This window comes from Clostridium beijerinckii (assembly GCA_003129525.1).
Classification (GTDB): domain Bacteria; phylum Bacillota; class Clostridia; order Clostridiales; family Clostridiaceae; genus Clostridium; species Clostridium beijerinckii_D.
Genome location: CP029329.1, coordinates 1,000,001 through 1,016,688, shown reverse-complemented (window position 1 = coordinate 1,016,688; position 16,688 = coordinate 1,000,001). Strand labels below are relative to the sequence as shown.

The window sequence follows — 16,688 nt, the reverse complement described above, 5'->3', positions numbered from 1 at the left end:
GAGGATATACTGTTATTTTAATATTTATGTTTTATTCAAATACTCTTTTAACTTATTAGTTACTTGACTAGGAGGCATTTTCTTGAAAATAAATAAAACTTATCATAATAAAACAAAAATTAAGAAGATATATAAGAAAATCATATGTTTATTAGCATTACTTATAATTATATGTTTAAGTGGTATTTATGAATCTTATAAATATAACAAATTCATTGGTACTTTTAAAACAAATTTTAATGATTATAAATTCTCAGAAGCCAATAATTTATTATTAACTAAACAAAATTTTAATCCATTTAAGCTGTTAATGATGAATAATGATATTTATAATTATTTTAATACTAATATTACTGCTTTGTCAGAAGATATTCAAAATAAAAATATATCATCCGAAGATGCATTAATACAACTCAAGGAAATACAACGTTATAATATAATACCATATGCTCAATTATATAATATCTCTGCTTCAATAGATTTAATTCAGGATTCTACTAAAAATTATAATACTGGTGTAGATTATTTCAATACTGAAAACTATATAGAAGCAATATCTTGTTTTAAAAAAGTCTCTACTTTAGATTTAAATTATTCTGAGTCATTAATATACTTAAATAATTCAAAAAATAAATTTAAAGAAAACTTATTAGCTTATTGCGATAATCTAGTTAGCAATGATTATTATAATGAAGCCCTCTCCAAAATTTCAAACAATAGTGATATCTTAGGAAATGATATTAATGTAAAAGAAAAAGTAATGGAAATTAAAGCAAAGCAACAAGAATACTTAGATAAGAACTCTGCTATTATTGAAGCTTCCTCACGTGCATTAACAACTACTATATCTCCAAATAACATTAATACATTAAATATTGAAAGTACTACATCTTACCTTATCAACGTGAATCTAGAAAATCAAAAAACTTATATCTATAAAGGAACACCTGATAAATGGCAATTAGTTAGACTATGTCCTTGTTCTACTGGAATAAGTGGTGAAGATACTCCTTCTGGATCTTTTTCTATTAAAGAAAAGGGTGATTGGTTTTTTTCAGATAAATATGAACAGGGAGGTAAGTATTGGACTCAAATTACTGGAGATATTTTATTTCATTCAGTTCCATTTGATAAAGATAAAACTAATGTTTTAGATTATACAATGAATAAGCCGTCGTCTCATGGTTGTGTTAGACTTTCCATTGATGATGCTAAATGGATTTACACTAATGTTCCTAAAGGAAGTAAAGTAATAATTAAATAATCAATCTAATCTAATATAAACTTACAAAATATTATTTAATTAACTTTTTATTCTTTTTTTAAGCACCTTGCAAAAAATAACAGGTCAATATGCTATCCTATTTTGTCTTAAGATAAAATAGACATCGCATCTTTGACTTGTTATTTTCTTTCATGTGCCTTAATTTAATCAATTTGAATTTCTTTCTCTAAAGAAAATGAATATAAATATTTATAGCTAACTTTTTTACCTGTCATCTTAAATATTGCATCACTATAATAATCTAATTGTTTTTTATATTTTTCTTTAAGGGCATCCTCATCTCCATCTTTCACATAATCAGTTTTATAATCTAAAAGTATTAAATCCTCATTATATTCAAAGAAGCAGTCAATTATACCTTGTAATCTTACTTTTTCATCCTTATATTTATCATCTAAAGTATTATCTATCTCTAAGCTACTTATTTCAGTATAAAACGGTACTTCCCTATAAATTTTTTTATCGCTCTCATTTAGTTCAAGTATATTTCTACCTAAACTAGATTTGAAGAAATTTAATATTTTATATGGATTAATAACTTTTAATTCTTCTTTAAGTAAGAATTCACCTTCAACTAACTCCTGTAACTGTTCTTCAATTTCTTTTATAGATGAAACTCTATTAAAATCTATTTTTTTCATTACAAAGTGGACTGCTGTACCTCTTTCAGCTGGAGTTAAACCCTTTCTCTCCTTAATGAATTTAGGCGTAATTATAACTTTTTCTCTATAAATTTCTTGAATATCATAATCTTCTTCAATATTTTTTCTCTTTAAATCAGAAACTGAAATATTACTTTTAAGAATAGTTGATGCTTTTAATGGATATTCATATGATAATCTTCTATTTACTTCTTCCATAATCGTTTTATTCATTGAGTCAACATAAGTAATTTTTGATTCATATTTACCATCAGTATCTATATCCTCTAAATCAACTCTATTAATTAAATCATTTTTATTCCATAAATTTATTTCCCATTTAGAGTCATCATCTCTTGATATTTCATTTGTGACACCAATAGCCTCTCTAAGTTTAATTCCATCATTATGTTGACATAATGCCATACCAATCCAATCTAAATATGATCTTCCTTTTAAAACTTCAGATGGTAAAATAATATTATGATTTAATGATGCTGAACTCATCCATTTTTCTATGGCTTTTTGAGTGTTTCTAATTGCACCTGTTATAATTAATTTTTCCTTTGCTCTTGTACATGCAACATAAAGTATTCTCATCTCTTCTGATAATGTTTCAAGCTTCATCTTCTTTTTTATTGCTTCCTTAGCTAAAGTTCCTATACTAAACCTTTTTTCTAAATCTACAAAATCAGGTCCAAGTCCTAGTTCATCGTGATATAGCATATTCTTATTTAAATCCATTAAATTGAAATTCTTTCCTGTTCCACATAAGAATACTACTGGAAATTCTAATCCCTTACTTTTATGAATGCTCATGATTCTTACTACATCTTCATTTTCTCCTAATATTTTAGCACTTCCCATGTCTCCTGACGACTTTATAAGTTTATTGATATAGTTTATAAAATTAAATAAACCTTTGAAACTTGTTTTCTCAAATTGCTTTGCTCTTTGGAACAATATTTTTAAATTTGCTTGCCTCAATACTCCATTTGGCATAGCTCCGACATATCCATAGTATGCTGTATCCATATATAAGGACCATATGAACTCATCAATTGCCATATAAATTGATTTATTTCTCCACTTATCAATGCAATTAACCAAATACTTACATTTGTCTATTAATTCTTTTGAATAAAGTATTTCTTTAACGTCATAAACTTCTTTACTTATATACTTCACATTTTCATAAAAATAATTATCTTTGTTTACAAGTCTAACATCACTTAATTCATCTGCTGAGAAATTCATAATTGGAGATCTTAATAATGCTATCATCGGAACATCTTGCATTGGATTATCAATAACTTTTAAAAGAGATATTATAGTTCTAATTTCAATTGACTCAAAATATCCTGATCCTGTATCTGCATATACAGGGATTCCTTCTGCCCCTAGCTCTTCTAATAGGCTCTCAGACCAATTTTTTGTTGCTCTTAATAGAATTACTATATCCTTATATCTTAAGGGTCTATATTCAGCTGTTTCCTTATCTAAAACATTAAATACTTTATCTCCATTTATAGACATTAATTCTTTAATTTTTTTAGCAACAATTCTACCTTCCAAATTTACATTCTCAATTTCTTCTTGCTCCTCAAATGAATCTCCTGAACTATCTTCAATTGTTCCTTCATAATTTTTATCTACTATATTAAGCTCTATTGCACCACCAATGATTACATTGTCATCATTATCTTTATAGCTTGCGCCTAAATTTAATGCTTCCTCATCTGTATATTCCAATTCCCCAACTATTTTAGACATTACTTCTTTAAATATATAATTTACTCCATCAATAACTTCTTTTCTACTTCTAAAATTCTTATATAATTGAATTTTTCTGTTTTTCCCTTCATTTAATTTATAAGTATTATATTTATCAATAAATAATTCAGGCTTTGCTTGTCTAAATCTATATATACTTTGTTTAACATCTCCAACCATAAACATATTAGGATTATCAGATTCTTTTCTAGAAACCAAACCTATTATAGTTTCTTGCACATTATTAGAATCTTGATACTCATCTACAAGTACTTCATCAAAGTATTCTTTGAAATTTTCAGCAACCTTAGATGGAATTATATTTTTGTCTTCATCGTAATCAATTAATATTCTCAAGCAAAAATGTTCTAAATCATTAAAATCTAATATGTTCTTTTCCTTTTTCCTTTTATTAAATCTATTACTGAATTCTAAAACAATTTCTGTTAATTTTTTTATATAAGGATATGACTCCTGAATATTAACTAACATTTGCTGTGGTGTTACTGCAAATGTATTATTTATTAGTTCGGATATTTTCTTTTTAATATCATCTCTAATCTTTTTTACAGTATTTTGCGCATCTTCATCTGAAACCTTATCTTTTTTTATGGATTTTAATCTACTAAACACAATTGATGATAATACTTTATACATTTCATCTAATCCATTATTACTAGATTCATAGATACTTCTTATATCTCCTAGTTCACTTATAAAATTATCTAAATAAGGTTCTAAGCCATCAGTTTCATTAATTATTTCAATGGCTTTTTCCATCATCTTTATATATCCTTCAATCTCAATTTTTATACTTTCAACTAAAACCTTAACCCATTTAGTTTCATTTAACTCTACTAATGTGCTAATCTTAAAAGCCTCTGCGCTATCATTAAGCCATTTTTCCGGCCATGGCCCTGACATAGTAAAATTGTATATATTTAGAACCAAATCTTTCAGATTATCATCATTCTTGTAACTACTAAATGCTTCAACTAAGTTAGTAAATTCTATATCTTCATCATCATATTTATCTTCAAAAAGTTCCTCTATTACTTCCGCTTTAATTAATACGCCTTCTGTTTGATCTCCTATTCTAAATGATGGATCTAAATCAATCTTATGAAAGTTATTTTTAATTACATCTAAACAAAATGAATGCATGGTTGTAATATTAGCTCTATTTAACAACGTTAATTGTTTTTGAAGATTTTTAGAATTTGGATTTATTTCTAATTCTTTTGATATTGCATTAGCTATTCTCTCTCTCATTTCAGATGCTGCTGCATTGGTAAATGTTACAACCAATAATTTATCTATATCAACTGGATTTTCTTCATTTGTAACTATCCTTATAATTCTTTCTACTAATACAGCAGTCTTACCAGAACCGGCAGCCGCTGCAACTAATAAGTTACAATTTCTTGTTTCAATTGCACTTAATTGTTCATCAGTCCATTTAGTTTCACCCATATATTAATTCCTCCTAAGAATTACGTGCTTCATTAGAATTATCTATTTCCGTCTTTATGCCATTCCAAACATCATTTTGAGATTTCTTCATTATAATTTTATATTTATTATCTTTTATACTTGTATCAAATTGGCATATTGCTGAAAAATCACAATACTCACAATGAGTTCTATTGGAATGTTTAGTAGGTTGTATTTTAACATCTCCGCTCAACATATCCTCACACAGTTCAACCATCTTTTTATTAACATATTTTCTAAGCAAAGTAAACTCATTTTCTGTTATTACATCGCTATTAGCCTTAAAATCCCCATCGGTCTTAAATGCAGCTGGTATAACTAATGAATAGCCCTCAATATTCTTATCCATAGCCCTAACAACTCTCGCATCCTTTAAAACTAATCCCTTCATCTTTAAAGCATCTAAGACTTCTTGTTGTACCTCTTCTGTAGTCATTTCTTTCTTGCCTTTGATTATAGGATCATCTATTTTAAAATATAATACTGCTCCAGGTCTTACTTGCTTATCTAATATATATTTAGAGTTTTTAATAAGTGCATCTAAATACACTAACAGTTGTATTTGTAATCCATAATAAAGTTCATTTAAATCAAACTTCTTAGCTCCTGTCTTATAATCTATAATTCTAATATAGGTTTCTCCATCTAAATCTAATGTATCTATCCTATCGATTCTTCCTTGTAGATATATTTTCTCTTTAGATTCTAAATCTAGAGTTATAGCTTCACCTGAACTATAATTTCCAAAATTAAATTCAGTCTTAAATACCTCAAATTCACCTTTTCCTATTTGATTTGCAATAACTGAAACAGATTTAGAAATTACTCTCTTAAATCGTTGTGCTAAATATTTAAACTTCTTTGTACTATTCAATATAGAATTACTTTCTTCATTTAATTTTTTATCAATTATATTAGATACAAGAGCATTACATTTTTCATTATCTAATTCAGACCATAAAATCCCTTCATCTCTAACCTTGTTTGTAAATGAATCTAACATCTCATGTACAAATGAGCCTAAATCAGGAGGTGTAAATTCATATACCTTTCTATTTTTAGCCTTAAGGCCATATTGAACGAAATAAGAAAATGGACATTCAGCATACTTTTCTATCCTTGAAACACTAAACACTAATTTTCCCATCTCATTTTGATAAAGCTTTCTAAGCTTTTTCTTTACAACTTTATCTCCTACATTGGAATACTTCAGACCTTTAAATATATTTTTAACCTTATCCTTAAAATCTTCATTTTCATTAAACCAGCTATAAACCTCTGGCCAGTAAGGTTCTATATCTTCCTTGTCAAAATCTCTTCTTACAGCAACTATAAGTTCATTAAATGCTGGAATGGGTGCAATAACTTTACTTATTTTATCCCTTTGGCTTTTTAAATCATATATTTCACTCTCTTCAACTAATTTAGGTAATATCTTTTTAATCCTAGGTATAACTATAGATGGCCTTAATGACTTACCTTCAAAATCTGCCATGGGATATGATAACATTAAATATTCACTACTTATTGTTAATGCAGTATATAATAAAAATTGTTCCTCAAAGACTTTGTTTCTAGTAGTTGATGCTAGCTTTACTCCTATTTCATTTAATATTAATCTATCTCTATCAGATAATATTCCCTCATCTTTTTTAGAAGCTGGTAATACACCGTCATTAATTCCCACTATATAAAGAACCTTAACATCTCTACCTTTAATCCTTGCTATATCACCAATATTAACTTGATCTAAAGCTACAGGTATAACACCTATTTGTTCATTTGTAAAGCCAGAATTTAATATCTTGAAAAATTCAAATGAGTCTAATGTTTCCTCACCAATTACATCTACTGCTTGATCTAAAATATCTATAACTATACTTTGAACTTGACTGTATTCCTTAACTTTATCTTCCAATCCAATCTTCTCAAAATTTTCAATCCAATCATCTATTCTTTCAAAAGCCTTTACGTCTATTAAAAACTCATAAATAGCTGTACATATATTCTTAACTTTATATTTTCCATTTATTTTGTTATGAAAAATCATAAGAGGTGTTCTTATTTCATCCATAACTTCAGATATTAATATTTTATCACTTGTTAATTCCTCATTATTATTAAACCATTTTTCACTAATTATTTCTTCTACAGTCCACTTATAACCTTTTATTCCGTTTTCTAATATAAAATTTTCTAAAATATCTATATATGAATTGTCTATTCCGACTAATCCACTTTTCAAATACTTAAATATACTCTCATAAGACCAATTTTTAAATAAAATCTCAAAAGCAGAACTTATAAGTATAATCAATGGATTACTCAATAACTGAGTTTTTTTGTCCAAGAAATATGGTATATCGTAATCCTTGAATATTACTGATGTTACTTTTTCATAATCATCCATATTTCTGCAAACTACAGATATATCTTTATACCTATATCCTTTTTCCCTTACAAGCTCTGTAATACTTTTTGCCACTCTATCTACTTCATCATAAATGTTATTTGCTTTATAAAGGGATACACTATTACAGCTTTTATAATATTCATTAAATGGATAAGTAAAAAAATATCGTTCAATATGTTTAAGTTCTAAGTTATCTTTAAATCTATATTGTATATTATTATTTAAATCAATAGGTTCATCATAAGATATATTATTTTCTTTCATTATTTTCAATAAATTGTTTTCTGTATTCTTGATTGTATAAAATATATCAGTTATTTCTTCGCCACTTAAGGATTTACTTTCCATACAAAGAGTTATATTAACTCTCTTACATCTCTTCGCTAATAATCCCAGAACATCCAATTGCTGAGGTGTAAAACTAGTAAATTCGTCTATCCAAACTTCAGCACCTTTATATATATCATTTTCTAATAATTTCTTGACTAATAAGGTTAATTCATCATCCCCATCAATATAGTTCTCATGCATCTTTGAATTAAATGCTTCATAAATTATTGTTAATTCTTTGAGTTTTTGCATTAATTCAATATTATCTATTTTTTTATCTATTTTACTCAAGTTTCCTATATCAACATTGTATTTTTTAAATTCACTTATTACCTCAGATATAATTTCGTTAAATCCTTGTTCTCTAGATATTTTCTTAAAATAATCTAAATAATCTATATTTTCATTTAATACTCTATGAATTAGCATGTTTCTTCCAGATTCCTTTATTATTTCTTTAACACGTCCACCACATTCTTCAGAAACTTCATGCGCCATTTTCTTAAAACTTAATACTTCTGTTCTTAAAAGAGCGCGTTCTCCAATAAACTTTAAAATCTTGTTTTCAGTATTAAATGTATATTGCTCTGGAACTAATAAAATTAATTTATTGTCAGCCTCTTCATCTATATTATTTTTTATTTGATCAATACAAAACTTACTTTTCCCTGTTCCTGCTCTTCCGTAAATAAATCTTATACTCATATGTATCTTCACCTCTCACTTTATATATCAATTACTTATTCTCTAAGTATGCTCATAATTATAGTATCTACATATTCACCATCAATATGAACCTTATCTCTTCTAATGCCCTCTTCTACAAAACCGCATTTTTTATAACAATTTATAGCTCTTAAGTTGTACTTTATAACCTCTAATCCTACCTTTATAGCATTAAGTTCTTCAAATAAATACTTTAATAGGGTTTTTATGGCATCCTGACCATATTTCTTCCCCCAATACTTACTGCCAATTGTTATTCCTATAGAATATACATTATTACAATCATTACTTTTATTATACGTTATAAACCCAATCAAAACCTTTTTTTCATTAATTATACTTAATGCTTTTCTTAAATTATTTCCTTGATTATTATTTTGTATATCATTTGGTATTGTATTATATTTTCTAACTTTTTCTTCACTAGATAGTTTGTACAATATACTTATATCTTTTTTTTCTACTAGCCTTAAATATACATTATGTCCTTTAAGCATAATTCACCTTCTTTAGCTAAATAATTTAAAATATTATAATTATACCTCTAATTATAATATTTTAAATTTACAATTTATATTCATCTGATAAAAAAATCTATTTTTATAGCTTCTGTGTTTTAGATATATTCAAAAAATAATAAGTAAATATACTAATATATTTGACATGTTATCTTATAGAATTGTATTGATATTTACATTATTATTAATTCTTAAAAACAAAAAAACATCTAACAAAATTGTTAGATGTTTTTGGCGGAGGATCCGGGATTTGAACCCGGGCGCCAGTTACCCGACCTACGCCCTTAGCAGGGGCGCCTCTTCAGCCACTTGAGTAATCCTCCATGTGCCCTCTATATTTTAACTTTTAAAATAATGTGGCGGAAAGATAGGGATTCGAACCCTAGGTACGCTCACACGCACGCCGGTTTTCAAGACCGGTGCCTTAAACCAACTCGACCATCTTTCCATAACTCACAAAAATTATTATACCAATCAAGAGTATAACTGTCAACATTTTTATTAAAATAATTTCATTTTTATTAAAATAATTTTTAATACATAATATATTATCCCTTATTATATATTTAAAGTATATCTAAATATATACTTGAATCTAAACTATTTATCATCTAGATAATTTGATTGATATAATAATTAATATAATTTCCTAAATAAAAAACTATTAACTTATAATTTGTTTTTTGTATACATAAAAAGAACATCCAACAAGTTTGTTAGATGTTCTTGGCGGAGAATCCGGGATTTGAACCCGGGCGCCAGTTACCCGACCTACGCCCTTAGCAGGGGCGCCTCTTCAGCCACTTGAGTAATTCTCCATGTGCCCTCTTAATTACTATTTTTAGGTAAAAAAAAAGTGGCGGAAAGATAGGGATTCGAACCCTAGGTACGCTCACACGCACGCCGGTTTTCAAGACCGGTGCCTTAAACCAACTCGACCATCTTTCCACGTCTTACGACAATTATTATTATAACAATGAATAATAACTATGTCAACATTTTTTTTAAATTATTTGATTATATATAATTAATCTTTCCTTTCCAAGTTAAAACTATTGTATTCATTAATCAACACTCTGCTAAAATATAACCAATTGTTGAACTAAATAACTTAAATTTCAATAAACATGTTAATATTCAAATTGCAAGTTACTCTTATATTTTTAATATATACCTTACTCATAAATAAAAGGTAATGCTCTTGTTATAATTACATCAAAATATTCAGTAATCATAACAATGCATTCCCTTTATTTTCTTGAAATTTTTTATAGTTTTAATTTTCACCGTACTTATCTATACTAAAATAAATAAAATACATATTAAGTTTATTTTATTTCATCACAATTCATATATCGTCTTAAAATTTCAGGAATTACTACTGTACCATCTTCTCTTTGATAGTTTTCCAATATAGCAGCAACTGTTCTTCCTATAGCAACTCCTGATCCATTTAGTGTATGCACGAATTGTGGTTTGTCATTTGGAGTTTCTCTATACTTAATGTTTGCCCTTCTAGATTGGAAATCTTCAAAATTTGAACAACTTGATATTTCTACATATCTATTATAACTAGGCATCCATACTTCTATATCATATTTTAAAGCTGCAGTAAATCCTAAATCACCTTTACATATTCTAACTATTCTATAAGGCAATCCTAATCCTTGTAATACTGATTCTGCATCAATAACTAATTTGTCTAATTCAGAATAAGAATCTTCTGGTTTACAGAACTTAACTAATTCAACCTTATTAAATTGATGTTGTCTAACAAGCCCTCTCGTATCTCTACCTGCAGAACCGGCTTCTGCTCTAAAGCATGCAGAATATGCAGCATGTTTAATTGGTAACTCTGCCGCAGAGAATACTTCATTTCTATACATATTGGTAACAGGAACTTCAGCAGTAGGAATTAGGAAATATCCATTATTCTCAACTTTAAATGCGTCTTCTTCAAACTTTGGTAATTGACCTGTTCCAGTCATACTTTCTCTGTTAACCATATATGGTGGTAATATTTCAGTATACCCATTTTCACATGTATGCTTATCTAAGAAATAAGAGATTATCATTCTTTCTAGTCTAGCTCCTAATCCCTTGTAAATAGTGAATCTAGAACCTGCAACCTTTCCACCTCGTTCGAAATCCAATATATTAAGATCAGTTCCTAAATCCCAATGTGCTTTTGGTTCGAAGCTAAATTTACTTGGTTCTCCCCATTTCTTTATTTCTATATTATCTTCATCACTTCCACCATCTGGTACTTGTGGATTAGGTATATTAGGTATTCTAAGCATTATATACTTTATTCTTTCATCTATTTCCGTTACTCTAGTATCAAAAGCTTTAACTTCATCTCCTAATTCTCTCATTTCAGACATTATTGCAGTAACATCTTCACCTGCTTTCTTAAGCTTAGGAATTTCATTTGAAACTTGATTTCTTTTACTTTTTAATGCTTCAACTTCTACTAATATTCTTCTTCGTTCTTCATCTAGTGTTATTATTTCATCAATAACTGTAACATCAAAATCTTCTCCTCTATTTGATAAAGCATTCTTAATTTCATCTGGATTACTTCTAATTCTTTTTAAATCTAACATTTAATACTTCCTCCTAAAATAAAATCATATTTTTTTGTACAAAAAAAGAGTCCACTCCCTATAAAAGGGACGAAGAACTCCGCGTTGCCACCCTAATTGATAATAAATAAATATTATCCACTTAATTATTTAACGATATATACCGTACTACTCATCATAGTCCCTCAGAGGTGGATTCATAATTAATAATTATCAGTTCACACCTAACCACTGATTCTCTTAAAATTATAAAATTACTACTGTCCTCATCACAAGTTTTTTATATTAAGTTAAATTAAATATATTACAAAATAGTTGCTTTTGTCAATATATTTTAGCATAATTAAAATAAGAAATTCATCTTATTCTATAAATAATTAATTTAACATTAATCTATCCTTTTAGTACATATTATATCTATACCAGTATTCATTATATTCTTACAAATGATATCTCCAATATAAATCGGTGTACTTACATAGATTCTACTAAGAACTTTTGAAAATTCTCTCCATAAATCTTTTTCTATAGGTTTATTACTTTTTACTGACACAACTTTATAATTCATATCACTTTTTAATCTAACTAAGCTTGTGAAAATATCTTTGTTAATCAATACTAATTCCTCCTAATTATATTTCATTAAATTCCTTAATCCTTCCTACCAAAACCTTAGAATCCATAGAATCATCTACTATGCTTAAAATACTTTTATTCATTTCTCTAGCTAAAATTTTTATTATTTTCATATTACAATATGATCCATTACAACTCCCAAGGCCTATTCCTGTACGTCTCTTTACTCCTTCTACAGTTCTTGCCCCTAAAGGTCTTCTTATAGAATCGACAATCTCTCCTTCTGAAATACTATTGCAACTGCAAATAATATTTCCATACCTTTCATCTAAATTAATTACTTTACTTCTTTGTTCTTTAGACATATTTCTAAATACATAGACTTCTCTTTTTTTATCAATATAATCTCTTTTTTTAGTTATATTCATATTTATTTTAATTTTTTCCTCAATATCTAAAGCAATAGCTGGTGCAATTGTTATTTTTGCATAATGATTTCCTGTAACCTTTATATATCCATCTTTAATATTACTATCATCTATGCAAATACCATTTCCACTATATGTTTCTGTAAACATATTAGTTATTAATTCTTTCTTTATACCAGTTAAAATACTTTCAGATAATTCTAGCTCCTCTTCTAAACTCAAACAATGTTTACTTTTAATTCCTATTAAATTTCCTTTTGATGATGTTGAAATATTTATTGTAAAAGTATCATCATCAATATCATTAATAACAACACCATTTATATTATTCTCTAATTCTTGATTAAACAATATATATTTCATTTTTTTATTTCTTATCTCACTATAAACTTCATTTTGCTTATAAGTAGAAATTTCATTCGAAATTGTATTAATTACAAATTTACAAGTAAATTTGTTTTTATTTGTAGTCACCTTAAATCCCTTAGAAATATTTTTAATATCTATAACTTCTTCTTCTAATCTAAAATTAACTCCATTATCAGCCGCTACTTCTGCATAAGAAACAGCTAAGTTATAAGGAGAAATTAATGCAACATTTTCAGAATATAAAGCTTTATTTGCATTTATACCTAAATTAGGCTCTATATTATAAATTTCATTATGATCTATTATATGTATTCCATCTATACCACGTTGTCTAGCATTTTTATACATTATATCAAACATACTATATTTATTTTGATTTGATGAAACTCTTAATGCACCTACTTTATTATATTTAATATTAAACTTTTTACAGTGCTTTTTAATTAAATTCATTCCTACTTTTTCTAATTTACACATGCTGTCATCATATGTTTCTGAACCATCATAAATAACTGCTGTATTAGAGCAAGACAGATCATTTGCTATATCATAATCCTTTTCAATTAAAGCTATATTTATATTGTATTTGGAAAGTTCATATGCTACTGCACAGCCAATTATGCCTCCACCTAAAATTAATACATCATAATCCATCATTAATCCTCCAAATCTGAAACTATAAAATTGCACTTTTTTAATTCTGATATAATTAAATGAATATTATGTTCACTTTCTGCTGATATAGTATGAAGGTGAACTCCATTAGTTAATACTGATAATAATCTAGCCCTTTGCTCTTTATATTTTTCAACAAATTTATTTAATTCATTATAATTTTTAATCATAAGCATTCCAGCTATTTGTCCATATAAAGGATGCTCTACTACCACATCTTCAATTGTTCCACCATATTTAATTACTATACTCATTTCATTAAACATTTCTTCTTCATTATGTGTTACTGCAATAATTGCTTTAACCTTATTTTCATTTTTATTAATCATATATCCATCTGGAGTTGCTATTATGTTTTTTCCCTTAGCTCTAAGAATTGCTATATCTTTTACTATTACTTGTCTAGTTACAGAATACTTTTTTGCTATTACACTTCCTTTTATTGGTTCATTGCTTTCTAAGAGTAGTTTAATTATGTTTTCTCTTCTATCAATAGAATTCATACTTTCCTCCTATTACTAATTACAATTATCATATATTATTAATATTTATAAATATGTTTCCTCTATATCATTCTTCTTATTATTATACTTTAAAAAACTATCAAAAGTAATAAAATTTATAATAACTATAATCTATATATTTTGTTCTTCGACTATCTAAATAAAGTAATTATGTAAACAAAAAAAAGTTATGAATTACTTCATAACTTTATACTGGTGGAGATTAAGGGATTCGAACCCTTGACCCCCTGCGTGCAAGGCAGGTGCTCTCCCAACTGAGCTAAACCCCCATGGTGGACCTTCAGGGACTCGAACCCTAGACCTACCGGTTATGAGCCGGTTGCTCTAACCAACTGAGCTAAAGATCCTTTTAATCTACCTCGCAACGTCCTACTCTGCCACACAGTCACCCGTGCAGTACCATCGGCGCTATAGACCTTAACTGTCCTGTTCGGAATGGGAAGGAGTGTTACCTCTATGCCATCGTCACGAGATGCTTGTTTTTCCCAAATCTACGATTTGGTTGAAAAACTGCACACCAACGAACGTATGTGAGTTAGTGTTTCCTTTAAAGAAAACTGACTCAAACTATCGTTTGTGCTATTTTATTGAAAGAATTGTTCTTTCAAAATTGCATATAGATATTAATGTATATTTTACAACTTGATTATATATTGGTCAAGCCCTCGACCTATTAGTATCAGTCAGCTAAATATGTTACCATACTTACACCTCTGACCTATCAACCTTGTAGTCTTCAAGGGGTCTTACTAGCTTACGCTATGGGAAATCTAATCTTGAGGTTGGCTTCACACTTAGATGCTTTCAGCGTTTATCCATTCCCGACTTAGCTACCCAGCTATGCTTCTGGCGAAACAACTGGTACACCATAGGTCAGTCCATCCCGGTCCTCTCGTACTAAGGACAGCTCCTCTCAAATTTCCTACGCCCGCGACGGATAGGGACCGAACTGTCTCACGACGTTCTGAACCCAGCTCGCGTGCCGCTTTAATGGGCGAACAGCCCAACCCTTGGGACCTACTTCAGCCCCAGGATGCGACGAGCCGACATCGAGGTGCCAAACCTCCCCGTCGATGTGAACTCTTGGGGGAGATCAGCCTGTTATCCCCGAGGTAGCTTTTATCCGTTGAGCGATGGCCCTCCCACGAGGTACCACCGGATCACTAAGCCCGACTTTCGTCCCTGCTCCACTTGTAGGTGTCGCAGTCAGGCTCCCTTCTGCCTTTGCACTCTTCGAACGATTTCCGACCGTTCTGAGGGAACCTTTGGGCGCCTCCGTTACATTTTAGGAGGCGACCGCCCCAGTCAAACTGCCCACCTAACAATGTCCTGTCACCAGTTTCATGGCATCCAGTTAGAACTTCAATACTATCAGGGTGGTATCCCAACAACGACTCCACCAAAGCTGACGCTCTGGTTTCCCAGTCTCCCACCTATCCTGTACAGACAATACCGAAATTCAATGCTAAGCTACAGTAAAGCTCTACGGGGTCTTTCCGTCCAATCGCGGGTAGCGAGCATCTTCACTCGCACTACAACTTCGCCGGATTTGCAGTTGAGACAGTGCACAAGTCATTACGCCATTCGTGCGGGTCAGAACTTACCTGACAAGGAATTTCGCTACCTTAGGACCGTTATAGTTACGGCCGCCGTTTACTGGGGCTTAAGTTCACACCTTCGCGTTACCGCTAAGCATTCCCCTTAACCTTCCAGCACCGGGCAGGCGTCAGCCCCTATACATCAGCTTACGCTTTAGCAGAGACCTGTGTTTTTGTTAAACAGTTGCTTGTGCCTATTCTCTGCGGCCTGCATTGCTGCAGGCACCCCTTCTCCCGAAGTTACGGGGTCAATTTGCCTAGTTCCTTAACTGCAATTCTTCCGTCGGCCTTAGGATTCTCTCCTCATCTACCTGTGTCGGTTTGCGGTACGGGCACTACTTCTCTTTCTAGATGCTTTTCTTGGAAGCATGGAATCAGATACTTCGGTTCCGTAGAACCTTCCCCATCACGCCTCAGAATTGTTAGAACGGATTTGCCTATCCTAACTCCCTAAACGCTTAGACTAGCATCCAATAGCTAGCACATCCTATCCTTCTCCGTCACACCATCGATAATAACGATTGTAGTGGTATTGGAATATCAACCAATTGTCCATCGACTACGCCTTTCGGCCTCGCCTTAGGTCCCGACTAACCCTGAGAAGACAAACTTTACTCAGGAAACCTTAGATATTCGGCCTGTAAGATTCTCACTTACATCTCGCTACTAATGCCAACATTCTCACTCGTAATCAGTCCACCGCTCCTTACGGTACGACTTCAGCCCGATTACGACGCTCCTCTACCGCTCACA

Annotated in this window: 8 protein-coding genes, 6 tRNA genes and 2 rRNA genes (1 of these 16 cut by a window edge); 1 reads left to right on the top strand and 15 read right to left on the bottom strand. The window is 29.8% G+C overall.

The window, feature by feature from the left end; genetic code table 11:
• Window positions 1–82 precede the first annotated feature (82 nt).
• Window positions 83–1,264, top strand: coding sequence for a murein L,D-transpeptidase (locus DIC82_04230; GenBank protein ID AWK50300.1), 1,182 nt, complete (start codon window positions 83–85; stop codon window positions 1,262–1,264).
• A gap of 164 nt (window positions 1,265–1,428) precedes the next feature.
• Here DIC82_04230 and addA read toward each other — a convergent pair whose 3' ends face one another.
• The 15 genes from addA to DIC82_04155 all read right to left on the bottom strand — a co-directional run.
• On the bottom strand, window positions 1,429–5,172 hold the full coding sequence (gene addA / locus DIC82_04225) for a helicase-exonuclease AddAB subunit AddA (GenBank protein ID AWK50299.1): 3,744 nt from the start codon (window positions 5,170–5,172) through the stop codon (window positions 1,429–1,431).
• Window positions 5,173–5,185: 13 nt separating this feature from the next.
• Entirely contained in the window at window positions 5,186–8,641 is a 3,456-nt protein-coding gene (addB, locus tag DIC82_04220; protein AWK50298.1) for a helicase-exonuclease AddAB subunit AddB, read from the bottom strand.
• Window positions 8,642–8,676: 35 nt separating this feature from the next.
• Window positions 8,677–9,159, bottom strand: coding sequence for an N-acetyltransferase (locus DIC82_04215; protein AWK50297.1), 483 nt, complete (start codon window positions 9,157–9,159; stop codon window positions 8,677–8,679).
• Between the two features lie 253 nt (window positions 9,160–9,412).
• A tRNA-Ser gene (locus DIC82_04210) sits at window positions 9,413–9,503 on the bottom strand.
• Between the two features lie 34 nt (window positions 9,504–9,537).
• A tRNA-Ser gene (locus tag DIC82_04205) sits at window positions 9,538–9,628 on the bottom strand.
• Between the two features lie 279 nt (window positions 9,629–9,907).
• Window positions 9,908–9,998, bottom strand: a tRNA-Ser gene (locus DIC82_04200).
• A 39-nt stretch (window positions 9,999–10,037) separates the two neighbouring features.
• Window positions 10,038–10,128, bottom strand: a tRNA-Ser gene (locus tag DIC82_04195).
• Window positions 10,129–10,508: 380 nt separating this feature from the next.
• On the bottom strand, window positions 10,509–11,786 hold the full coding sequence (locus DIC82_04190) for a serine--tRNA ligase (GenBank protein AWK50296.1): 1,278 nt from the start codon (window positions 11,784–11,786) through the stop codon (window positions 10,509–10,511).
• Window positions 11,787–12,153: 367 nt separating this feature from the next.
• On the bottom strand, window positions 12,154–12,381 hold the full coding sequence (locus DIC82_04185; GenBank protein AWK50295.1) for a hypothetical protein: 228 nt from the start codon (window positions 12,379–12,381) through the stop codon (window positions 12,154–12,156).
• A 16-nt stretch (window positions 12,382–12,397) separates the two neighbouring features.
• The gene (locus DIC82_04180) at window positions 12,398–13,792 is read right to left on the bottom strand and encodes an FAD/NAD(P)-binding oxidoreductase (protein ID AWK50294.1); all 1,395 of its coding nucleotides are present in this window, start codon (window positions 13,790–13,792) and stop codon (window positions 12,398–12,400) included.
• 2 nt (window positions 13,793–13,794) lie between these two features.
• Entirely contained in the window at window positions 13,795–14,316 is a 522-nt protein-coding gene (locus DIC82_04175) for a transcription repressor NadR (protein ID AWK50293.1), read from the bottom strand.
• 214 nt (window positions 14,317–14,530) lie between these two features.
• Window positions 14,531–14,606 (bottom strand) — tRNA-Ala (locus DIC82_04170).
• Between the two features lies 1 nt (window position 14,607).
• Window positions 14,608–14,684, bottom strand: a tRNA-Met gene (locus DIC82_04165).
• A 9-nt stretch (window positions 14,685–14,693) separates the two neighbouring features.
• Window positions 14,694–14,810 (bottom strand): 5S ribosomal RNA (rrf, locus tag DIC82_04160).
• A 179-nt stretch (window positions 14,811–14,989) separates the two neighbouring features.
• Window positions 14,990–16,688 (bottom strand): 23S ribosomal RNA (locus tag DIC82_04155); it runs 1,215 nt beyond the window's last position.